At 67.9% G+C, this 20,700-nt stretch carries 20 protein-coding genes; 13 read left to right on the top strand and 7 right to left on the bottom strand.

Features of this window, described 5'->3' with window-relative positions; all coding sequences use genetic code 11:
• Positions 1 to 103: 103 nt before the first annotated feature.
• The 6 genes from pstC to C8271_RS12385 all read left to right on the top strand — a co-directional run bounded on the left by pstC (position 104) and on the right by C8271_RS12385 (position 5,842).
• Positions 104 to 1,105 carry a phosphate ABC transporter permease subunit PstC gene (gene pstC, locus C8271_RS12410; protein ID WP_106507552.1) on the top strand — a complete coding sequence of 334 codons (1,002 nt, stop codon included), beginning with the start codon at positions 104 to 106 and terminating at the stop codon, positions 1,103 to 1,105.
• A gap of 5 nt (positions 1,106 to 1,110) precedes the next feature.
• Complete coding sequence (gene pstA / locus C8271_RS12405) at positions 1,111 to 2,295, top strand: phosphate ABC transporter permease PstA (RefSeq protein WP_106507551.1); 1,185 nt, start codon at positions 1,111 to 1,113, stop codon at positions 2,293 to 2,295.
• A gap of 32 nt (positions 2,296 to 2,327) precedes the next feature.
• Positions 2,328 to 3,107 (top strand): phosphate ABC transporter ATP-binding protein PstB, encoded by a 780-nt coding sequence (pstB, locus tag C8271_RS12400; RefSeq protein WP_106507550.1) that lies wholly within the window; start codon positions 2,328 to 2,330, stop codon positions 3,105 to 3,107.
• Between the two features lie 109 nt (positions 3,108 to 3,216).
• Positions 3,217 to 4,014 carry an ABC transporter ATP-binding protein gene (locus C8271_RS12395; RefSeq protein ID WP_106507549.1) on the top strand — a complete coding sequence of 266 codons (798 nt, stop codon included), beginning with the start codon at positions 3,217 to 3,219 and terminating at the stop codon, positions 4,012 to 4,014.
• Entirely contained in the window at positions 4,011 to 5,435 is a 1,425-nt protein-coding gene (locus tag C8271_RS12390) for an FtsX-like permease family protein (protein ID WP_245921134.1), read from the top strand. The genes C8271_RS12395 and C8271_RS12390 overlap by 4 nt, the downstream gene beginning before the upstream one ends.
• An 83-nt stretch (positions 5,436 to 5,518) precedes the next feature.
• On the top strand, positions 5,519 to 5,842 hold the full coding sequence (locus tag C8271_RS12385; protein ID WP_106507548.1) for a rhodanese-like domain-containing protein: 324 nt from the start codon (positions 5,519 to 5,521) through the stop codon (positions 5,840 to 5,842).
• Positions 5,843 to 5,968: 126 nt separating this feature from the next.
• Here C8271_RS12385 and C8271_RS12380 read toward each other — a convergent pair whose 3' ends face one another.
• Positions 5,969 to 6,769: a CPBP family intramembrane glutamic endopeptidase gene (locus C8271_RS12380; RefSeq protein ID WP_245921133.1), complete on the bottom strand. Its 801-nt coding sequence runs from the start codon at positions 6,767 to 6,769 to the stop codon at positions 5,969 to 5,971.
• Positions 6,770 to 7,011: 242 nt separating this feature from the next.
• Between C8271_RS12380 and C8271_RS12375 the strand changes: the two genes are divergently transcribed.
• A complete protein-coding gene (locus tag C8271_RS12375) occupies positions 7,012 to 7,725 on the top strand; it encodes an SDR family oxidoreductase (protein WP_106507547.1) in 714 nt (237 codons plus the stop codon).
• A gap of 25 nt (positions 7,726 to 7,750) precedes the next feature.
• Here the strand turns inward: C8271_RS12375 and C8271_RS12370 are convergent, their stop codons facing one another.
• The 4 genes from C8271_RS12370 to C8271_RS12355 form a co-directional block, all read right to left on the bottom strand.
• Positions 7,751 to 8,047, bottom strand: coding sequence for a metal-sensitive transcriptional regulator (locus C8271_RS12370; RefSeq protein WP_106507546.1), 297 nt, complete (start codon positions 8,045 to 8,047; stop codon positions 7,751 to 7,753).
• Positions 8,044 to 9,522, bottom strand: a complete 1,479-nt coding sequence (purB, locus tag C8271_RS12365; protein ID WP_106507545.1) for an adenylosuccinate lyase — start codon at positions 9,520 to 9,522, stop codon at positions 8,044 to 8,046. Before purB ends, C8271_RS12370 begins: the two co-directional genes overlap by 4 nt.
• A 48-nt stretch (positions 9,523 to 9,570) precedes the next feature.
• Positions 9,571 to 10,014 carry a phage holin family protein gene (locus C8271_RS12360; protein ID WP_106507544.1) on the bottom strand — a complete coding sequence of 148 codons (444 nt, stop codon included), beginning with the start codon at positions 10,012 to 10,014 and terminating at the stop codon, positions 9,571 to 9,573.
• Positions 10,015 to 10,129: 115 nt separating this feature from the next.
• Positions 10,130 to 10,627 carry a hypothetical protein gene (locus C8271_RS12355; RefSeq protein WP_106507543.1) on the bottom strand — a complete coding sequence of 166 codons (498 nt, stop codon included), beginning with the start codon at positions 10,625 to 10,627 and terminating at the stop codon, positions 10,130 to 10,132.
• Positions 10,628 to 10,789: 162 nt separating this feature from the next.
• Here C8271_RS12355 and C8271_RS12350 point away from each other — a divergent pair, with 162 nt between their 5' ends.
• From C8271_RS12350 to C8271_RS12340, 3 genes are all read left to right on the top strand, one after another.
• Complete coding sequence (locus C8271_RS12350; protein ID WP_106507542.1) at positions 10,790 to 11,926, top strand: histidinol-phosphate transaminase; 1,137 nt, start codon at positions 10,790 to 10,792, stop codon at positions 11,924 to 11,926.
• A 158-nt stretch (positions 11,927 to 12,084) separates the two neighbouring features.
• On the top strand, positions 12,085 to 13,461 hold the full coding sequence (locus C8271_RS12345) for an MFS transporter (protein WP_245921132.1): 1,377 nt from the start codon (positions 12,085 to 12,087) through the stop codon (positions 13,459 to 13,461).
• Positions 13,462 to 13,593: 132 nt separating this feature from the next.
• On the top strand, positions 13,594 to 14,880 hold the full coding sequence (locus C8271_RS12340) for a Gfo/Idh/MocA family protein (RefSeq protein ID WP_106507541.1): 1,287 nt from the start codon (positions 13,594 to 13,596) through the stop codon (positions 14,878 to 14,880).
• Between the two features lie 23 nt (positions 14,881 to 14,903).
• On the opposite strand, the gene C8271_RS12335 is transcribed toward C8271_RS12340, so the two are convergent.
• Both C8271_RS12335 and C8271_RS12330 read right to left on the bottom strand, forming a co-directional pair.
• Positions 14,904 to 15,620: a hypothetical protein gene (locus tag C8271_RS12335; RefSeq protein ID WP_106507540.1), complete on the bottom strand. Its 717-nt coding sequence runs from the start codon at positions 15,618 to 15,620 to the stop codon at positions 14,904 to 14,906.
• A gap of 52 nt (positions 15,621 to 15,672) precedes the next feature.
• Complete coding sequence (locus C8271_RS12330) at positions 15,673 to 16,662, bottom strand: CPBP family intramembrane glutamic endopeptidase (RefSeq protein ID WP_106507539.1); 990 nt, start codon at positions 16,660 to 16,662, stop codon at positions 15,673 to 15,675.
• A gap of 233 nt (positions 16,663 to 16,895) precedes the next feature.
• On the opposite strand from C8271_RS12330, the gene C8271_RS12325 reads away from it, so the two are divergent.
• From C8271_RS12325 to C8271_RS12315, 3 genes are all read left to right on the top strand, one after another.
• The gene (locus C8271_RS12325) at positions 16,896 to 18,374 is read left to right on the top strand and encodes a sulfatase family protein (protein ID WP_106507538.1); all 1,479 of its coding nucleotides are present in this window, start codon (positions 16,896 to 16,898) and stop codon (positions 18,372 to 18,374) included.
• Between the two features lie 73 nt (positions 18,375 to 18,447).
• Positions 18,448 to 19,674, top strand: a complete 1,227-nt coding sequence (locus tag C8271_RS12320; RefSeq protein ID WP_245921131.1) for a thiamine pyrophosphate-dependent enzyme — start codon at positions 18,448 to 18,450, stop codon at positions 19,672 to 19,674.
• Positions 19,671 to 20,654 (top strand): alpha-ketoacid dehydrogenase subunit beta, encoded by a 984-nt coding sequence (locus tag C8271_RS12315; protein WP_106507537.1) that lies wholly within the window; start codon positions 19,671 to 19,673, stop codon positions 20,652 to 20,654. Before C8271_RS12320 ends, C8271_RS12315 begins: the two co-directional genes overlap by 4 nt.
• The last annotated feature ends 46 nt before the right edge of the window (positions 20,655 to 20,700 follow it).

The following is a 20,700-nucleotide window of genomic DNA, read 5'->3' as shown; positions in this document are numbered from 1 at the left end:
CCGCGGCCGCCCTGTTGACCTGTGAGGTCGGCGGGAGCGGCCGCGGTGGCGCCGTCATGGTGAGAGCACCCAGTCTCCATTCCCCCCATCCGGAAGGTTCCCCGTGACCGCTTCAGAGGCCAGCGCCGACGCCGAGAAGGCTCCTACCTTCTCCGGTCGTGCCCGCCCCGGTGACACCGTCTTCAAAGGCCTGAGTATCGGCTCGGGTCTCCTCATCTTTGTCACGCTTTTCCTCGTGGCGTTCTTCCTCGTCTGGCAGGCGATGCCCGCCATCCGCGAGTCGAAGGAGCTTACGGGCAACGCCGATGCGGTCTCGCTCGTCCAATACACCGCGCCACTCGTCTTCGGCACGGTGTACGTGGCGTTGCTGGCACTGCTGTTGGCTGTGCCGATCGCGGTGGGCATCGCGGTGTTCATCTCACACTTCGCCCCCCGCAAGCTCGCCACACCGCTGGGCTTCATGATCGACCTGCTGGCCGCTGTGCCGTCCGTGGTCTTCGGCCTGTGGGGCGGTGTGTGGCTCGTTCCCAAGCTCGAGCCGCTGTACTTCCTGATCAACCACACGATCGGAAGCAAACCGACGTGGCCTGGGTTCCTCCCGCTCGTGGGCGGAGAGCCGGTCTTCGCGGTCTTTGCCGGCGAGCCGCAGGCACCGATGCGCAACCTGGCCACCGCTGCCGTTGTGCTCGCTGTGATGATCCTGCCGATCATCACGGCCGTGTCCCGTGAGATCTTCCTGCAGACTCCGCGCCTTCAGGAGGAAGCCGCGCTCGCGCTCGGCGCAACACGCTGGGAGATGATCCGCACGGTCGTCTTCCCCTTCGGTGCCTCCGGCGTTATTGCCGCATCGATGCTGGGCCTGGGTCGCGCGCTCGGCGAGACGATGGCCGTGCTCATGATCCTCTCGCCCGGCGGATCCTTCTCGTGGCACATCTTCGAGCCCGGCCGCCACTCCACGATCGCCGCCTTCATCGCCTCCCATCAGGGTGAGTCCACCGGTGTGGACATGGCTCGCCTGGTGTTCGCAGGCCTGGTGCTGTTCGTCATCACCTTCATCATCAATGCGCTCGCTCGGGCGATCGTCAGCGCTCGAAAGAAGGGATGAGCCCGATGACTGCTACGACTCAGACTCCGCACAGTCCCCAGAGGCAGGGCGAGGAGCACGAGAAGGCGCGGCCTGACAGCGCTCAGTACTCCGAGCGTCGTCTGCCCACCTATCACCTGCTGTTCACCGGCGTTGCGTCCGCGATACTCGGTGCACTCGTGCTGTTCGTCTTGGACGCCTTCTCGCTGTTCGCGCTCGTGTTCGTCGGCTTCCTGATCCACCTGGTGGTCGCATACGTCTACTCGCGGGTGCGTGAAGGCCGACGCTGGGCGATGGACCGACTGATGACCCTGGTCATCACCGGCGCTTTCGTGCTGGCGATGTTCCCGCTGGTCTCACTGCTGTGGGAGGTCGCGCGGCGCGGCGCCAAGCGGTTCTTCTCACCGGGCTTCCTCACCTCGGATCAGCTGGGCGTGTACGGCGGTATGGTCGACGGCGGCATCATGCACGCGATCGTCGGCACCCTGATGGTGACGCTGGGCGCCACCCTGATCTCTGTGCCGATCGGGTTCTTCACCTCGATCTTCCTGGTGGAGTACGCCTCGCAGGGGCCGCTCAAGCTGCTCTCGCGCGGCATCACCTTCCTGGTGGACGTTATGACGGGTATCCCGTCGATCGTTGCTGGCCTGTTCGGACTGGCGCTGTTCACGATCATCTCCGGCGACCCGGGCATGCGCACGGGCCTGATGGGTTCCGTGGCACTGTCCGTGCTGATGATCCCGACTGTTGTGCGCTCCAGTGAAGAGATGCTGCGACTGGTGCCGCTGGATCTGCGCGAGGCGGCCTACGCCTTGGGCACCCCGAAGTGGCTCACGATCGTCAACGTGGTGCTGCGCACTGCGATCGCTGGCCTGGCCACGTCGGTCACCCTCGCGATCGCTCGCGTCATCGGTGAGACGGCTCCGCTGCTGCTCACGGTCGGTGCGGTCCGCACGCTGAACGCGGACCTGTTCGACGGACGCATGCAGACCCTGCCCACCTACATCAACACGATGTACAAGCAGGGCACCGCGCCCTGCCCGAATGACACGATGAAGAACCCCTCCACGGGGCTCGAACACGCCTGCTCGGAGACGGTCAACTTCGACAATGCGTGGGCTGCGGCCCTGACCCTCATCATCATCGTGATGGTGCTCAACATCATCGCCCGCGTCATCAGCTACTACTTCTCGCCGAAGCTCAGCCGCTGAGCCCAGCTCGGCGCCCCTGGAAAGGAATCCCGATGCCTCAGCCCATCAAGGTGGAGGACCTCAACATCTACTACGGCGACTTCCTTGCCGTGGAGGACGTCAACGTCACAATCCAGCCGCGCTCGGTGACCGCGCTCATCGGCCCGTCCGGCTGCGGAAAGTCCACCTTCCTGCGCACCCTGAACCGCATGCACGAGGTCATCCCCGGAGCCCACGCCGAGGGCACGGTGGAGATCGACGGCCAGAACATCTACGGACCGGGCATCGACCCCGTGAACGTGCGGCGCCGCGTCGGCATGGTGTTCCAGAAGGCGAACCCGTTTCCCACCATGTCGATCCGCGACAACGTGCTGGCCGGCGCGAAGCTGAACAACCGTCGCCTGCCGCGTCGTGAGGCCGACGAACTCGTCGAGCGCTCGCTGCGCGGCGCGAACCTCTGGGAGGAGGTCAAGGACCGTCTCGACAAGCCGGGCCTGGGCCTCTCAGGCGGTCAGCAGCAGCGTCTGTGCATCGCCCGCACTATCGCGGTCAAGCCCGAGGTGGTGCTCATGGACGAGCCGTGCTCCGCGCTCGACCCGATCTCGACCCTCGCTATCGAGGATCTGATCCACGAGCTGAAGAAGGACTACACGATCGTGATCGTGACGCACAACATGCAGCAGGCGTCGCGTGTCTCGGACCGTACCGGTTTCTTCAACATCGCTGGCACCGGCAAACCCGGTCACCTCATCGAGATTGACGACACCGAGAAGATGTTCACCAATCCGGAGAATGAGCAGACCGAGAACTACATCTCCGGCAAGTTCGGATGATTCGGTGCCACCAGGAGGAGAGCTGACTCCTCCCACGGTCTGACGTCGGCCCCGAGGATGCATCCTCGGGGCCGACGCGCATCCGGGAGCGGCCGAGCACCCTGGATGCATGACCACAGCGACCGCCCCGCATCCTCATGTCCCACACGCCCATGCCCCGCACCCGCATGCCCCGCACCCCCAGGGCTCGATCCACAGCGGCCCCAGTGCCGTGCTCACCGCCTCGGCCCTGACCAAGTCCTATGGTGACCGCTCCCAGGGCGTGCGCGCCCTGAACGGCGTGGACCTCCAGATTGCCCGTGCCGATTCGCTCGCCGTGATGGGACCCTCCGGCTGCGGCAAGACAACCCTGCTGCACGTGCTGGCGGGGATCCTGCAGCCCACCACCGGCAGCGTGCACTACGACGGCCGCGACCTTGCCACGCTCTCCGACGCCGAGCGCACCCGGTTGCGCCGCTCTGCCTTCGGATTCGTCTTCCAGGACGGACGCCTTCTGCCGGAGCTGAGCGCACTGGAGAACGTGATCCTGCCGCGCATGCTCGGGGGCACACCTCGCCGGGCCGCCACCGCGGAGGCACGCGCCTGGCTGGATCGCCTGGGCATCGCTGACCTCGCGGATCGGCGCCCGGGTCAGATCTCCGGCGGTCAGGCGCAGCGCGTGGCCATCGCCCGAGCGCTTGCCGGCCAGCCGTCGGTGGTCTTCGCCGATGAGCCCACCGGTGCTCTGGATCAGGCGACTGGTCAGTCTGTGCTGCAGGTGCTCGTGGACGCCTGCCAGATCAGCGGCGCGAGCCTGGTGATGGTCACGCACGATCCGAGTGTCGCGTCTGCCTGCTCTCGGACCGTTGCCATGCGTGATGGCCGTATCGCCCAGGAGTTCCATCGCACTCAGGGGGGTGCCCGATGAGCACCGACGTCATGCCCTCTGTTTCTGCGACCTCCCGCACGGCCGTGACTGAGCAGGGGAGCCGCCTCAGCGCTGTGCGTGAGGCGCTGCCGCTGTTGCTGCGCCGCCGTGGTGCCCTTGCTGATCTGCTGCCCGTCATCGCCTTCGCGGTCTCCACGGCGATCACCCTCACGGTGCTCGGTGGCTTGGGTGCGTTCATCGGCCGTCTGCCGGATTCTGGTGCGGCGCTCGATGAGCTCAGCGACGAACAATCGGTGGCCGGATTCCTGGTGATGTGCGCCGTGATCGCCACTGTCTTGCTGGTGCCGAGCGCTGTGGGCCTCGGTGGTTCTGCAGCGCGTCTATCGCTTGCTCGCCGCGAGAAGGACCTTGCCTCCTTGCGGCTGGTGGGCGGTACGTCGGCTCAGGTCGGCTCTGTGGCGGTGCTGGACGTTGTTGTGCAGTGCCTGCTCGGTTCGGTGATCGGGCTCGTGGCGCACCTGCTGCTCGCCCTGCCGCTGACGGGTCTGGACTTCGGTATCACCGCGTTCACCGTGGCGGAGCTGCTCCTGCCCTGGTGGTCCTATCCGCTGCTGATCGGCGGCCTGGTGCTGCTGGCCGCGATCTCTGCGGGGATCGCCCTGTCCGGTGTGGTGCTCAGCCCGCTGGGTGTTGCCCGTGACGCGCGCGTGGTGCGGATGTCCGTGCTGCGTCTGGTGCTGCTGGCGGTGCTCGCCATCGCTTTCGTGGCGCTGTCACAGGTGGGTTCCCTCTTCGCCTCGGAGGAAGGCGGAGCGATGATGGTCATGGCGTTCATGATCGTGCTTCTCGGGGCCATGGTGGCTGCGGTGAATGTGGCTGGCCCCTTCCTCGTCTGGATCACCGCGAAGATCGTTGCTCGCCTCGCCCGGAGCGCCGCAGTGTTGGTGGGTGCGCGTCGGCTCGCGGCCGATCCGCGGGCGGGATGGCGTGCTGTGGCCGGGGTGACCTTCGCGATGATCATCGCCGGGTTCCTGTCGGTGTTGGCCACACTGAATGAGCCAAGCTCCGCTGAGGACGTCATGTTGATCACGGCGCTGCGCACAGGCGGGATGCTCACGCTGGTGATCGCTGCGGTGCTCGCGGCCGTGGCGACAGGAGTGCCGCAGACGGCCCGCGTGATCGACCAGGCGCCGGTGCTGCGCGCCCAGTATGTGGCCGGTGCGCAGGTCGCCCAACTGCACCGCGCTCGGCTCGCGGAGATCATGATCCCGCTGCTGATGAGCTCCGTGCTCGCATTCGGCATGGTGGCGCTGGTGCTCGCCAGCGTCATGTCCACGGCGCTCAGCCAGCCGGGTGTTCTGATCCAGTACGTGCTCGGCATCGTCGCCGCCTATGCGATGGTGCTCGGCTCGATTCTGGTGGCGGCGCCGCTTGTGCGCCGAGGCGCACTGCAGGGCTGAGGGCAACAGCCCTCACGGCGACGACCGGCCGGCACCCTGTGGAGGAGGTGCCGGCCGGCGTCGTGCCGCGTAGGGTTGCGACCATGGATCTGGATGCAGTCACCCCCGCCGAGGTGCCGCAGGATGCTCATCTGCTGGACGTGCGCGAGCAGAACGAGTGGGACGCTGGGCACGCCCCGAATGCCCGCCACCTTCCGGCGAGCACCCTCCTGGAGAACCTGGACCAGCTGCCTGAGGACGGCGAGGTCTATGTGGTGTGCCGCAGCGGCGGCCGCTCCCGCCAGGTCACCCAGTGGCTGAACCTCAACGGTTTCGAGGCGATCGACGTGCGCGGCGGCATGGACCAGTGGCTCGAGTCAGGTCTGCCGATCGTCACCGACGGCCCCGGGGAGCCGCGCATCATCTGACGCAATGACGTGCGCGGGAAGGGACCAGCCCCTCGCCCGACCGTCGGCCCTCACCCGAACGCCGGCAGCGCCCTGCGTACATCCGGCGCGGACGGCCACCGTTGCTGCGCCCGTCGGCCCGGATGCTCACAGCCCGAGTGCGGGCCCCAGCAGCGCGTAGCCGACGAACACCACCACGTCCATCACCGTGTGGGCCACAATCAGCGGCCCGGTGCGCCGCGTGCGCCGGAAGAACTCTGCAAACACGAGCCCCATCACCACGTTCGCGATACCCGCACCGATGCCCTGATACAGGTGATAGGAGCCGCGCAGCAACGCGGAGACGGCGAGCACCGCCGCGGGCGACCACCCGATCTGCTCCAGACGCACCACCAGGTACCCGGCCACCACCACTTCCTCGATGAGCGCGTTCTTCACCGCCTGCAGCACGAGCACGGGGATCGCCCACCAGTGCTGATCCAAGGCTGCGGGCACCACTTCCATGGTGGCGCCCAGCACGCGCCCGAGCCAGTACACGCCCAGCCCTGGGATCCCGATCGCGGCGGCAAGCCCCAGCCCCCACAGCAGGTCTGCGATCGGGCGCAGCAGATCCAGGCCGAGTGCTCGCAGCGCCTGTGACCCGGTGATGTGCAGCAGGAAGAGCACGAGAACAACGGGCACGAGCGTGAAGACGATGCCGGAGAGCTGGTATAGCAGGTCGAACCACGGCCGCGGCGAGACCGACGGGTTCAACGATGTGCTCTGGTCGCGCAGCGGCCCGCGAGTGAGTGCGTCCACCAGTTCGAGCACCGCGTAGTACCCGCTGCGGCCTAGCGACAGCCCCAGCACGATGAGGATCTCTGCCCCGATGAACCACCGCCACGGCTGCGGACCACTCCATCCCACCCCCGGCCGCGTGGGCGCTGTCATGGCGTGCGACTGTTCCATGGCGCCATCGTCCCACCGAGCGCGGGGGAGAAACTGTCTGCTCGTTGAGTTTCCACTGTTGTGGCGCCATCGTCCCACCGAGCGCGGGGGAGAACCCGTCGAAAGCACTGTGGGGGCGGCGACGGATTCAGCGTCGTCCCCAGAGCGCCGAGAACGTCCTGGCCGACGCGGCGGTGAGTAGTGGGTCAGGGCGGGGTCGTGTGCCGTGGCCTCGCCTGCTGTGGCGTGACAGACTCACGGGCATGAGCCACAGCACCACCTCACGCCCCCTCGTCCTCATCACCGGCGCCACCCGCGGCATCGGTCGTGCTATTGCCGAGGACCTCGCCCCCGATCACGATCTGCTGCTCGCCGGCCGCGATAGCGCAGCCCTGGAGGAGCTCGCCCGCGAACTGCCCGACGCTCGGGCGCTGGTCGCAGACCTCACCGACGAGCAGGCTGTCGGCGCCGCGCTCGAGCAGGCGGGGCTGCTCGCCCCCGATGCCCGGCTGGATGCCGTCGTGCATTCCGCGGGCGTTCTCGTGCCCGGCACGATTGAGGAGCTCACCGCGGGGGAGTGGACCCGGTCTTTCGCCCTGAACGTTGTCGCGGTTGCGACCCTGACGCGCGCCCTGCTGCCGGCGCTGCGTGCCGCGCGTGGCACCGTGGTGACCCTGAACTCCGGTGCGGGCTGGAACGCTGGTGCGGCGGGCGGCGCGTACGCGGCGTCCAAGTTCGCGCTGCGGGCACTCACCGATGCGCTACGCGAGGAGGAGCGGGAGCACGGCGTGCGAGTCAGCTCCGTGCACCCTGGCCGAGTCGACACGGACATGCAGCACGAACTGGTGGCCTTCGAAGGTGGGCAGTACGACGCCGAGCGCTATCTGCGGCCCGGCTCCGTGGCAGCAGCCGTGCGTCTGGTCCTCACCGCCAGTGAGGAGGCCAGCATCGACGTGGTCTCTGTGCGGCCCCGCTAAGGTCCTACTCTCCTGAGCGGCCCGTTCACTTCAGCAGCCGCTTGATGGCCACCATCACTTCGTCGATCTTCGCGGTCAGCTCCTCGGGATCCCCGGACGCGGCAGCGTGGTGCACGCAGTGGTGCACATGGTCGTTCACGAGCTCCGTTGCCACCGACTGCAGCGCACGCGTGGTCGCGGCAACCTGCGTGAGCACGTCGATGCAGTAGGTATCTTCCTCGACCATGCGCTGCAGGCCCCGCACCTGCCCCTCGATCAGCCGTAGCCGCCGCAGATAGGCGGTTTTGGTGTCGTGGTAGCCGGGCTCCTGCGCCTCGCTCACGCCTGCCCCTCTCGACTCGTCGGCGATACCTCAGGGATGCGGGGTGCACCTAGACTGACCGGCAGCTCTGACACGTCCAACTGGTCCACGAGCTGCTCCGCGAGCCCGATATAGGTCGCGGGGGTCAGGGCGAGCAGCCGTTCCTGCTCGGCCGACGGCAGACCCAGATCACGGATGAAGTCGCGCATCGCCTCACCGTCCACGCGATGGCCGCGGGTGAGCTCCTTGAGGCGTTCGTACGGGTTCTCCATGCCGGGCGTGCCCTGCACACCCAGGGTGCGCATCACCGACTGCACCGCCTCACCGAGCACCTCCCAGTTGGCGTCGAGATCGCGTGCCATCGCGTCGGCGTCGACGTCCAGGCCGGAAAGGCCCTTGCGGATGTTGGAGATCGCCAGCAGCGAATGCCCGACGGCCGGCCCGATATTGCGCTGCGTGGTGGAGTCGGTGAGGTCGCGCTGCAATCGGGACGTCACCAGAGTCTGGGACAGCACATCCAGCAGCGCCCCGGAGATCTCGAGGTTCGCCTCCGCGTTCTCGAAGCGAATCGGGTTCACCTTGTGCGGCATCGTCGAAGAGCCGGTGCCGCCCTGGGCGGACAGCCGCTGGCGGAAATAGCCCAGCGAGATGTACGTCCACATGTCGGTGGCGAGGTTGTGCAGGATCCGGCCTGTGCGCGCCATATCGGCGTACAGCTCGGCCTGCCAGTCATGCGACTCGATCTGCGTGGTCAACGGATTCCAGGTCAGCCCCAGGTGCTCGACAAAGCTGCGCGAGATCTCCTGCCAGTCGGCCGTGGGCACCGACACCTGGTGCGCGGCGTACGTGCCGGTCGCACCGTTGATCTTGCCGAGTGCGTGGGTGTGCACGAGGCGGCGCGCCTGCCGAGCCAGCCGGTGCGCGAACACCGCGAGCTCCTTGCCGAGCGTGGTGGGGGTCGCCGCTTGCCCGTGGGTGCGGGACAGCATCGGCACGCTGGCCGTCTCGCGTGCGAGAGAGGCGAGGTCGCCGATCAGCTCGTGCAGCGCCGGCAGCCACACGTCATCCACCGCCCCTTTGATCATCAGCGCATACGCCAGATTGTTCACGTCCTCGCTGGTGCAGTAGATATGCACCACCTCAGCCAGGGGCTCCAGTGACGTGCCCTGCAGGCGACGCTTGATGTAGTACTCCACGGCCTTGACGTCATGCACGGTCTCCCGCTCGATCGCGGCGTGCTCGGCGATGCCGTCGGCGTCGAACTCCTCCGGGATCGACCTCAGCAGCGCGATCTCATCGGCGGTGAGCGCCCGCAGCTGCGGGATCACGCTGCGGGAGAGCAGGTGGATCATCCACTCGGTCTCCACCACCAGGCGTGCCCGATTCAGGGCAGCCTCGGAGAGGTGGTCCACCAGTGGCGCTACCTGGGCCCGGTAGCGGCCATCCAGCGGAGTCAGGGCGATCGGCGGCGTGATGTCGGCGAAGGAATGCGGCATGGGCTCATTGTTCCACTCGCGCACTGTGCCGTCAGGGGCGCCGATGGGTCAGTCGGCCTGCCGCCTCTGCTCCCGACGCCGCTGACGCCGTCGCCGCTCAGCCCGATCGGACTCGCGGCCCAGACCGGTCACCCCGCTGAGGATCGCCTGCAGCAGGCCGATGATCAGGCCAGCCAGCAACGCCCACCAGAAGGAATCGAAGTGCAGCGCGAGCCCTAGCTGCTCGGAGATCCAGCTGGTCAGCAGCAGCATCAACGTGTTGATGACGAGCTGGAACAGGCCCAGCGTGAGGCACGTGATCGGTAGCGTCAGCAGCGACAGCACGGGCCGGACGATCGCGTTGACGAGCCCCAGGATCAGGGCGATCGCCAGCACGGTCAGTACACGGGCCAGTGGATCACCCTGGCCGGTGCCGAGCTGCATGCCGGGCAGCACGAGGGCGGTGAGCCATAGAGCGAGAGCGGTGACCACAACGGAGCCAAGGAAGCGCATGGGGCCATTCCATCAGGTGCACTCCGGTGATGCCCAGTAGAGGGAGACATGTCAGCAGGTCACGGGGCGTCGGGACGGAATTACTAGCAAGCCCCGGGGCGTCGGGACGGAAGTATCAGCTGAGGCCGAGCGTGGCGTCGGTGCATGTGTCGGCATCCACCAGGGCGCTGTGGATCCGTAGAGTTCCGTCCTCCGTGATCTGCAGGGTCGCCCCGTGCTCATCAGTCGTCTCGAGGACGCGCCGTGATTGCTGCTCGGTGGTCGAGTCCACCGGTTCGAAACCGTACCCCTCCAGAGAGGGGCCGAGCGCACCGAGGACGTCGTCCCAGCTCCGAGCGTCAGCGGAGATCAGGGGGCTGTCCATCGACCAGTCGCCGGGCGTGTACAGGCAGGTGCCGGAACCATCGGCGGCGACATGGCGCGTGGAGTCGGCGAAGGTCCACGCAGCGTCGGGAGCCGCCGTGGCGGCGATAGCGGTGGCGACCTCGTCATAGTGGGCCACTGCATCGGCGGCGCGGATCGGTTCCTCGGAGCCTGCGCAGGCGGTCAGCAGAACCAGTGTGGCGCTGACAGCGGCGCAGCGGTGCGCGGCGCGGGTGAGGGATCCATGCATGGCTCCTCCTGGGCTGACTGATGGGGAACGCTCCCCATTGTCGGAGATGACAATGAACGCTGCCCTTCGGCGACTGTGAGTGCGGGTCTCAGATCATGCGTGAGGCCCGCTGCGGGGAGACGCGTCAGACCCGCGCCCTCACAACCGTCCTACGCTGACAGCATGAATGAGACCAGCACCCCCAGTCAGAGCGACCGCAGCGACAGCCCGTCGGCCCCCGTCGAGCGCATCCGTACCCGCGCCTGTCTCGAGGCCCTGCCCGCGTATGTGGCCGGGAAACCACCGGTGGATGACGGCCGACGCCGCTATAAGGTCTCTTCCAATGAATCGCCCTACGCGCCCATCCCCGCCGTGCTCGAGGCGGCGACCGCGGCGCTGACCGCCGCGAACCGCTACCCGGACATGGGCGTGCGCGCCCTGCGCGAGGCGCTCGCCGCCCGTCACGACGTCACCCCCGAGCAGATCTGCGTTTCGACCGGCTCCACCGCCGTCATCGCCGACCTGGTGCGGGCCGTCGTCGACCCGGGCGACGAGGTGGTCTACCCATGGCGCTCCTTCGAGGCGTACCCGATCATCGTCGGCGCCCAGGGCGGCACCAGCATCCGCGTCCCTCTGACCGCGAGGCACGAGCACGACCTGTCGGCGATGGCTGCGGCGATCACTGACCGGACCCGGCTCGTGCTGCTGTGCACCCCGAACAACCCCACGGGCACGGCACTGAGCGACGAGGCGATCGCCGGCTTCCTGCGTCAGGTGCCACAAGACGTCGTGGTCGCCATCGACGAGGCGTACCGGGAGTTCCATGAGCCCGCCACCGTCGCCGACACCACCGCGCTGTTCCGCGATCACGCGAATGTGATTCTGCTGCGCACCTTCTCGAAGCTGCAGGGCCTGGCTGGTCTGCGGATCGGCTACGGCATTGCCCACCCGCGGCTGGCGCGAGCCCTCACCGCCGTGACCATCCCCTTCGGCGCCAGCGCCCCCGCGCAGGCCGCAGCCCTCGCCTCCCTGCAGCCGGACGTGTGCGAAGAACTCGACCGACGGGCCGCCGCCCTGCGCGCCGAACGGGACCGGGTGCAGGACGCCCTGGCCGCCGACGGGTGGGACCTGCCGCGCTCCCAGGGCAACTTCGTGTTCTTCCCGCTCGGGGAGCACACCGGGCAGTTCGCCGCCTTCTGCGACGAGCATGGCCTGGTGGTCCGCCCCTACGGGACCGATGGGGTGCGGGTCACCATCGCCGAGCCGGAGGCCAACGACCTGCTGCTGGAGATCTGCCGCCAGTGGCGCTCGCAGGCCTGAGTGCGGGATGGTCAGGAGTCGACGGGCCGTCGGAGCGCCAGGTTGTCCGTCTCACCGGGCAGGACTCACCATCCGAGCTGCCGTCTATGTGAGACTGCTGGTCGCAGCCATGCGGAGCCCCCGGATAGTGAACGATTCGACGTGGTGAGAAAGATGCGATGAGCAGGCTCGATCAGACCCCCTCGGCAGCGGACGACGTGCCGGCCGCCGGCGGTTGGGCTGATGCCCCCGCGGGGTCCACGCCGATGCGCACCGCTGTCGTCTGGGGCACCGCGCTGATCGCCTACGCCTCGGCGGTTCTGCAGCGCACCACCATGGGTGTCGCTGGCCTGGATGCGGTGGACCGCTTCCAGACCTCGGCTTCCATCGTCTCGACCTTCGTGGTGCTGCAGCTGACGGTCTATGCGCTCGCACAGATCCCGGCCGGGCTGCTGCTGGACCGTTTCGGCGCTCGGGCCACGCTGACCACAGGCGCCGCCCTGATGACCTGCGGCCAGCTGCTGCTGTCCGGCGCGGAGACTGTGCCCGAGGCGATGCTCGCCCGGATCGTGGTGGGCGCCGGCGACGCGTTGACCTTCGGCTCCGCGATTCGTCTCGTGCCGGCCTGGTTCCCACCCCGTCGAGCGCCGCTGTTCACGCAGCTGACCGGCATCCTTGGACAGTTCGGGCAGATCGCCTCCGCCGTCCCCTTCGTTGCTCTGCTGGGAAGCGTCGGCTGGTCCGCCGCCTTCCGCGCCACCGCGGTGGTGGCCGCAGCTGCCGGTGTGCTTGCGCTGCTGTTCGTTCGCCCCTCACCGCAGCCGCTCAGTCGGCCGAAGCACAGCCAGCAAGTCACACGGATCCCGGCGCAAATCTGGCGGATCCTGCGCCATCCCGCCACGCAACTTGGATTCTGGTCCCACTACACGGCGGGCTTTCCCGGGATCGTGTTCGCGATGATGTGGGGCTACCCGTATCTCACCGCGGGGGAGGGGCTGCCGCGCACCACCGCCTCAGCGATCATGACGGTCCTGGTGGTCGCTTCGATCGTGGCTGGTCCTGTGATCGGTGCGCTCACCCAGCGCCATCCGCTGCGCCGCTCGACTCTGGTGTACCTGGTCGTGATCTCGATCGTCGTCCCGCTGACCGCCACCGTGCTGTGGCCGGGACCCGCGCCCCTCTGGCTGCTGGTCGTGCTCGTCGTCGGTTTCTCGATCGGCGGGCCGGGGTCAGGTATCGGCTTCGACTTCCCGCGCACGGACCTGGCCAAGCATCGCCTGGGCACCGCCACCGGTGTGGTGATCATGGGCGGCTTCGTGGGTGCGCTCATCGCGATTCAGCTGATCGGACTGGCGTTGGACCTGATGTGCCCGGACGGTGCCTACGACCTGGTGGCGTTCCGTCGTGCTCTCGCAGTGCAGATCCCGATGCTCCTGCTGGGCATCATCGGCATGCAGCGCAGTCGCCGGCGGTTGCGCGCTCTCATGGCGAGGCACGGCACCACCGTGCCGCCGTGGCGCGACGTCTGGCGCTCGGGCCGCTGGCGGCAGATCTGAACGAGGCGGGCAGCGCACCGCTATCGAGTTCCGCTCGTGACATTGCCCGTCGGGACTGCCGCGGTCGAATCCGCGCCGACCTGCAACTACGCTGGTCCCACGACCGCCCTATTCTCAGCGAGGAGATCTCTCGTGTCCTTCCGCCTCGGCATCATCGGCATCGGCCAGTTCGGCACCCACTTCGCGGAGCTCTTCGCCGCCCACCCCGAGATCGACGGCATCTACGCCGTGGACGAGCGACCTGAACGGATCGACGCCCTGCAGGATCGCGGCGTGCAGATCGCCGGCCGTTTCGACACCATCGAGGATCTGCTCGCCTCCGACGTGGAGGCCGTCGCGATCTTCACGCAGCGCTGGACGCACGGCGAACATGCCCTGGCGGCGCTGCGCGCCGGCAAGCACGTCTACTCCTCCGTGCCGATGGCCATCACGGAAGATGAGATCCGTGCGATCACCGAGGAGGTGCAGCGCACCGGACTCGTCTACATGATGGGTGAGACCAGCCAGTACAACGCTGCTGTGGTGCTCGCACGCCGCCTGCACCGCCAGGGTGTGTTCGGCCAGGTGTTCTACGCCGAGGGCGACTACGTGCACGACATGGATCTGGGCTTCTACGACGCCTACAAGTACTCCGGTGGCGAGGGCTGGAAGGCCACCGCGTCCTACCCGCCGCTGCTGTACCCCACGCATTCGCTCGGCGGCATCATGGGGGCGATCGATGACTATGCCGTGTCCGTCTCCGCGCTCGGACGCCCGGACACCCGCGGCGATGGCGTGTTCGACAAGAACGTCTCCATGTTCGGCAACGACGTCTCCAACGCCTTCGCCCTGTTCGGCACCGCCAGCGGTGGCGCCTTCCGCACCAATGAGCTGCGCCGCGTGGGCTACCCCAGCCACAAGCGCGAGTCCCGCTTCCGCTTCTTCGGCACCGACTCCTCCTTCGAGGAGACCATCGACGTCACCTACTGGCATGACAAAGAACGGGTTGTGGACGTCACGGAGCTGATCCGCACCGACGCCACGATGAGCCTGGATGATCCCCGGCTCGCGGACCTCTCGCCGACGCTGCGCGATGCCTTCGTCGCGGGTGCTGCTCGCTCCCATCATCAGGAGCGGCTGCCCGAGGAGTTCCGCGGCATGCCCAACGGTCACGAGGGCGCACACCACTTCCTGGTCGACGACTTCGCCCGCGCCGTGGTCGACGGCATGCAGCCGATGGTCAACGCCTGGCAGGCCGCCCGCTACACGCTGCCCGGTGTGATCGCCCACGAGTCGATGCAGCGCGGCGGCGAGCGCCTGCCGATCAACGACCTGGGTGACTGCCCCCTGCCGGTGCAGGATCTTGACGCGGACCAGGAACCGGTGGACCTCGATGCGCTGTATGAGGCGCAGGAGCAGGCGAAGGCTGAGCAGAGCTGACGGAGCCGGGGCGGGGCCAGCCCCTAGGGCGTCGGCTCCGCGGCATCGGCGTCCACAGGGTTGTAGTGCATGCCCAGGAGCGCCCCGGAAGCGGACATCAGCACCTCGGCCTCCACGGCGCGTAGCGTGCGTTCCTCCCGGGCAGTGATGCGGTAGAGTCCGGCGATCACCTGCGCTGTGGGCTCGTCGCGCCGGACGACGTCTCCGAAGATGGTGCGCGCCGGTTCGAAGACGCTCTGCCAACTCAGTCCCTGCATGGATGAGCGCAGGCTCGGGGAGGCGCACGCGTCGATCCGGTCGAAGCGACCGGTCGCGGCATCCGTCATCAGGTCACGTGCCTGCTTGATCGCCTGGGTCGGGACCTCGTGCCGTGGAGCGGTGATCTTCGCGGGCACCTGGGCGCTGAAGCGGCGTTGAGCTGCCTGCCGGCTGATGCCCAGGCTCTCGCCGATCTGCGCCCATGTCAGCCCGTGCCGTCGGCTGTCCTGGACGAGCAGGTGCAGCGCCCGTTCGGCAGTGTCCATCAGCTGTGCGGCAGCGGCAAGGGAAGCCGCCGGCGGCGCCGCAGCGGGGGAAGACGCTGCGGACGCACTGCCCTCGGGGGTAACTGCGTCCCGGACGCCATCATCCGCATCGCCTGCACTGCCTGCGTCGCCCCGCCGGTCGGAGAGCGCATCGATGACGAGCGCCTGGGCGGCGATCAACTCGTGGATGACGTGCTCCTGCGGGGAGAGAGACATTGCATGAGTCTACGAGAGCTCGTCACCCGAGGTCAGGGCATTCGATGCTCGCTCACACGGCACCGGTGCTGGCAGCGGTGCGCTGCGCGCGGGGCATGAGCACAAGCCCCGCGAGCGTGAGCAGGACGATGCCCACCACTCCCGTCACGCCGTCGAACCACCACGAGGCATGCTCCGCTGTCTGGGGCACCGAGACCATGATCGTGAACTGCGCGAAGGTGACGTTCAGTGCTGAGTGTGTGAGGGCTGCGGGGATCGGGTTGCCGCCCGCTCGCTCGGTGATCGCGACCAGCATGTAGTTCGCGGCGCAGCAGAACACGATGAACATCCCGATCGCGTAGGGGCGCGGGGCTCCAGGGTAGTTGTGCCCCAGCAGGAGGATGGGAAGGTGCCACAGCGCCCAGATCGTGCCGCCCACGCCGATGGCCGTCCAGCTGCCCAGGCTGAGGAGCTGTCGATGGAGCCAGCCGCGCCAGCCGACCTCCTCGCCCAGCGCCGGGATCGCGGAGAGGAGGATGTTGACCGCGACGGCGCCGAGGACGATGGCGAGCATCGCGGCGGGCGGGATCGCGGCGCCGGCTTCCTGCGCCGCGGCCGTCGTGGTCTGAAGGAAGTGCTGGAAGGTCAGGTCGCCGGGCACGCCGCGCAGCACCATGACGGCGGCGCCTGCGAAAGTGATGGCGCTGACTGTGAGCACGCCGACCACGCTCCACACGATGATCGCTCGCCAGCGCCCGCGGAAGCGGAGCCCGACGGCATCCCGCCAGCGCTCAGCGCGTCCGCGTCGGCGCGCGTCGGCGACTGCCACAACTGTTCCCAGGGCAGGGGAGCACATTCCGAGCGCGATCAGCCACACGTACAGCGGGTGACTGATCCCGCCTTCCAGGAACCAGAACGGCAATGAGGCTGCGGTGAGCCCGGCCAGAGCGACGGCGAAGAAGATCCCGATGGAACGCCAATCGGGCTGTTCGGCCCCTGCTGCCGACGACGGGATGACTGCGGGGGAGTTCGGGTGGGCAACGGCAGAAGCGGGTCGCGTCATGACTCCAGTCTGTCAATGGAGCAATGACGCGTCAATGTGGCGTTGACGGCGAGTGTGTGGCGGGTTGCATCATGCAGCGTGCCGACACGTGCTGCATGATCGTTGGCGCCGCGCGTGTGGTGGGTCGGCGGTGTAGTGCAGAGGCTGGCGCCACGCATCCGCATAGAGTGGATGCGCCGCCCGGCCCGTCGGCGCCGACGCGAGAGCGGGCTGCTGACTGAGCAAGGAGAGCCATGGCTGCGCCGTTCCGCCCGAACATCGTCTTCATCATGTCCGACGATCACGCCGCGCATGCGATCTCCGCATACGGTGCCGGATTGAACTCGACGCCGCACCTGGATCGGATCGCGCGTGAGGGCGTGCGCATGAACGCGGTGTTCTGCACCAACTCGATCTGCTCGCCCAGTCGCGCCTCGATCCTCACCGGCACGTACAGTCACGTGAATGGCTGTGCCACCATCCGCACGGAGATCGACCACCGGCTGCCGTCGTTCCCCGAAGCCCTGCAGGCCACGGGCTACCGCACGGCGCTGTTCGGTAAATGGCATCTGGGGGTGTCCGAGCAGTCCAATCCGCGTGGTTTCGACGACTGGCTGATCTTCCCGAACCAGGGCGAATACCGCGACCCGGTCATGTATTCCGATGACTGGCGAGGAACCGTCGAGGGGTACGCCACCGACATCATCACCGACCTGTCTGTGGACTGGATGCGCCGCAGTCGCGCCGACCACCCCGAGGATCCGTTCTGCCTGTTGATCCATCACAAAGCGCCTCACCGTCCCTGGGTGCCGCATCCTCGGCATGAGTCGTTGTACACGGAGGGCGCCATTCCCGAGCCGGAGACCCTGTTCGATGACCACGCGGGTCGCTCGCAGGTGATCAAAGACCTGCACATGTCGATCGCCGATCACCTCACCGCCCATGACCTCAAGCAGGAGATCCCCGAGGAACTGCGCGGCGAAGAGAAACGCATCGAGCGCACCCGATGGGCATACCAGCGGTACATGGCGGATTACCTCCGCACCGTGCAAGCGATCGACGACGGTGTGGGCACGGTGCTCGATACGCTCGATGAGCTCGGCATCGCGGAGAACACCATCGTCGTCTACACCTCGGATCAGGGCTTCTTCCTTGGCGACCACGGTTGGTACGACAAACGCCTGATGTTCGACGAGTCCCTGCGGATGCCGATGCTGGTGCGCTGGCCCGACCAGATCCCGGCCGGTTCCGTGTGCGAGGCGATCGGCACCAATGTGTCCTTCGCCGCGACCTTCCTCGAAGCCGCCGGCATAGAGGCCGATACCGCCATGCCGCAGCAGCAGGGTCGCTCACTCCTGCCGATCATGCGCGGCGAACACCCAGCGGACTGGCCCGAGTCGATGTACTACCGCTATTGGGAGCACCTGGACGTCGACCACAGGGCTCCCGCCCACTACGGCGTGCGCACCCGGCGCTACAAGTACGTGCACTACTACGGCGATGGCATGGGGGCGCCCGGCTCCTCTGATGAGATCCTCCCCGCCGAGTACGAGCTGTACGACATGGAGAAGGACCCCGCCGAGCTCACCAACGTCGTGGATGACCCCGCCTACGCCGACGTGCTCGCCGAGATGCGCGCCGAACTCGCGCGCCTGCAGGCCGAGTTCCAGGACGAGCCCTACCGCGGGCCGGACACGCCCAGGCCGCAGTGGGGGCCGACGCACGGGTACTGATCTCCGTCGCTCGACCTGATCTTCCCTCTTCCCCTCCTTCCTCCCTACGGGACCGTAGGTTATGGTGGGGCGGGTGAGCGTGTTCTCAACCTCGATCCCGTCACCGGCTGATACGGAGCCGATGATCCAGCTCCTGGACCCCGACGGCGCCCGCAGCCCGCTCGATGAGCTGGACGCGGTGCTCGCCGCCGGCACGAGTCCCGACGACCCCGAGCCGCTGGATTCCCCGCAGCGCCTGCGCGGCTATTACCGCGACATGGTGATGATCCGCGCCGCCGACCTGGAAGCCACCAGCCTGCAGCGCCAGGGCCAGCTGGGCCTGTGGGCGAGCGCACTTGGCCAGGAGGGTGCCCAGATCGGTGCCGGCCATGCCGCCCGCACCCAGGACTACCTGGTGCCCACCTACCGCGAACACGGCGTGGCCTGGGCTCGCGGCATCGAGCCGATGACACTGCTGGAGCTGTTCCGCGGCATCTCCCACTGCGGCTGGGACCCTGTCGCCCTGCGCACCCATCCCTACATGATCGTGCTCGGCTCCCAAGCCCCGCACGCCGTGGGCTACGCCATGGGACTGCAGCGCGACGGCCTTGTGGGCACCGGCGATGCGACCACGGACACCGCTGTTCTCGCCCTGTTCGGCGACGGCGCCTCGAGCGAGGGTGAGGTCTCTGAGTCCTTCACTTTCGCCGCCTCCACACAGGCGCCCGTCGTGTTCTTCTCCCAGAACAACCAGTGGGCCATCTCTGTGCCCACGGCCGTGCAGACTCGTGTGCCGCTTGCACAGCGCTCACGCGGCTGGGGCATTCCCTCGGTGCGCGTGGACGGCAACGATGTGCTCGCCACGCTCGCCGCAGTGCGTATCGCGCTCGACTCCGCCCGCGACGGTGGGGGCCCGCGCTTCGTCGAAGCCGTCACCTACCGCATGGCCGCACACACCACGAGCGACGACCCCTCCCGTTACCGTTCCGGTGACGAGGAGCAGCAGTGGGCCCGCAAGGACCCGATCCTGCGGCTTCGTCGGCACCTCGAGCGCATAGACGAGATCGACCAGTCCTTCGTGGATGCCTGCGAGGAGGAGGGCCACGATCTCGCAATGCGGCTGCACCACCACATCCACGGCATGGCCGACCCCGACCCGGCCACGATCTTCGACCACGTCTACGCCGAACCCCATCCGCTCGTGGAGGCCGAGCGTGCCGCCTACCTCGAGTACGCCGCGCAGTTCGCCGACGACGAGGCCACTGACCCCGCTGGGGCCGACGGGCAGCAGGACGCCACCGATCAGGAGGCCACACGATGAGCACCACCACGTTGCCGATCGCCAAGGCCATCACCGCCGGACTGCGCGACGCCATGCGCGCCGACGAAAAAGTGATGCTGATGGGCGAGGACATCGGTGTGCTCGGCGGCGTCTTCCGCGTCACCGATGGTCTGCACGCCGAGTTCGGCTCCCAGCGCGTGGTTGACACTCCGCTTGCAGAGGCCGGGATCGTCGGCACTGCCGTCGGCCTGTGCTTCCGCGGCTACCGGCCCGTTGTCGAGATCCAGTTCGATGGCTTCGTCTTCCCCGCCTTCAACCAGATCACCACCCAGGTCGCGAAAATGCACTACCGCACCGGCGGCCGCGTCAGCCTGCCGCTCGTGATCCGAATCCCGCACGGTGGGGGTATCGGCGCGGTCGAGCACCACTCTGAGAGCCCCGAAGCGCTCTTCGCCCACACCGCGGGCCTGCGGATCCTTGCCCCGGCCACCGCGCAGGACGCCTACTGGATGACCCGCCAGGCCATCGAGTGCGACGACCCCGTGATCATGCTCGAGCCCAAGCGCCGGTACTGGGTCAAGGGCGACGTCGACCCGGACCAGCGGCCCGACCTCTCGCCATGGAACGCCCAGGTGCGCCGTTCGGGCCGTGACGCGACACTGCTCGCCTGGGGACCCAGCGTGCAGCTCGCGCTCGAGAGCGCCGAGGAAGCCGCCGCCGACGGTGTGGACCTCGAGGTGATCGATGCCCGCTCCCTCGCCCCGCTGGACATCCCCACGATTTCCGACTCCGTGCGCCGCACGGGCAGGCTCGTGATCGTGCACGAGGCCCCGGTCTCCGGTGGGCTCAGCGCCGAGATCGCCGCCCGCATCACCGAAGAGTGCTTCTACCACCTGGAGTCGCCTGTGATCCGCGTGGGCGGCTACCACACCCCGTACCCGCCAGCGCGGGTCGAGGACGCCTACCTGCCCGACCTCGACCGTGTGCTGGACGGCGTGGACCGCGCCCTGGCCCACTGACGCCCCTGCTCGATCACACCCTGCAGCGTCGGCCCTGAGCAGCCCC

This window comes from Brachybacterium timonense (assembly GCF_900258505.1).
GTDB classification, from domain to species: Bacteria; Actinomycetota; Actinomycetes; order Actinomycetales; family Dermabacteraceae; genus Brachybacterium; species Brachybacterium timonense.
Note: the sequence above shows the minus strand (reverse complement) of the source record. Positions and strands in the feature narration are given on the sequence as shown.

What these genes read in the sequence shown, in the direction of transcription:
- purB (WP_106507545.1), bottom strand. Translation starts at nt 9,522, where the DNA reads ATGCCGCATTCCTTCGCCGACATCACGCCGCCGATCGCCCTGACTCCG.
- C8271_RS12395 (WP_106507549.1), top strand. Translation starts at nt 3,217, where the DNA reads ATGACCACAGCGACCGCCCCGCATCCTCATGTCCCACACGCCCATGCC.
- C8271_RS12350 (WP_106507542.1), top strand. Translation starts at nt 10,790, where the DNA reads ATGAATGAGACCAGCACCCCCAGTCAGAGCGACCGCAGCGACAGCCCG.
- C8271_RS12335 (WP_106507540.1), bottom strand. Translation starts at nt 15,620, where the DNA reads ATGTCTCTCTCCCCGCAGGAGCACGTCATCCACGAGTTGATCGCCGCC.
- pstB (WP_106507550.1), top strand. Translation starts at nt 2,328, where the DNA reads ATGCCTCAGCCCATCAAGGTGGAGGACCTCAACATCTACTACGGCGAC.
- C8271_RS12360 (WP_106507544.1), bottom strand. Translation starts at nt 10,014, where the DNA reads ATGCGCTTCCTTGGCTCCGTTGTGGTCACCGCTCTCGCTCTATGGCTC.
- pstA (WP_106507551.1), top strand. Translation starts at nt 1,111, where the DNA reads ATGACTGCTACGACTCAGACTCCGCACAGTCCCCAGAGGCAGGGCGAG.
- C8271_RS12380 (WP_245921133.1), bottom strand. Translation starts at nt 6,769, where the DNA reads ATGGAACAGTCGCACGCCATGACAGCGCCCACGCGGCCGGGGGTGGGA.
- C8271_RS12325 (WP_106507538.1), top strand. Translation starts at nt 16,896, where the DNA reads ATGGCTGCGCCGTTCCGCCCGAACATCGTCTTCATCATGTCCGACGAT.
- C8271_RS12315 (WP_106507537.1), top strand. Translation starts at nt 19,671, where the DNA reads ATGAGCACCACCACGTTGCCGATCGCCAAGGCCATCACCGCCGGACTG.
- C8271_RS12330 (WP_106507539.1), bottom strand. Translation starts at nt 16,662, where the DNA reads ATGACGCGACCCGCTTCTGCCGTTGCCCACCCGAACTCCCCCGCAGTC.
- C8271_RS12345 (WP_245921132.1), top strand. Translation starts at nt 12,085, where the DNA reads ATGAGCAGGCTCGATCAGACCCCCTCGGCAGCGGACGACGTGCCGGCC.
- C8271_RS12375 (WP_106507547.1), top strand. Translation starts at nt 7,012, where the DNA reads ATGAGCCACAGCACCACCTCACGCCCCCTCGTCCTCATCACCGGCGCC.
- C8271_RS12385 (WP_106507548.1), top strand. Translation starts at nt 5,519, where the DNA reads ATGGATCTGGATGCAGTCACCCCCGCCGAGGTGCCGCAGGATGCTCAT.
- C8271_RS12355 (WP_106507543.1), bottom strand. Translation starts at nt 10,627, where the DNA reads ATGCATGGATCCCTCACCCGCGCCGCGCACCGCTGCGCCGCTGTCAGC.
- C8271_RS12390 (WP_245921134.1), top strand. Translation starts at nt 4,011, where the DNA reads ATGAGCACCGACGTCATGCCCTCTGTTTCTGCGACCTCCCGCACGGCC.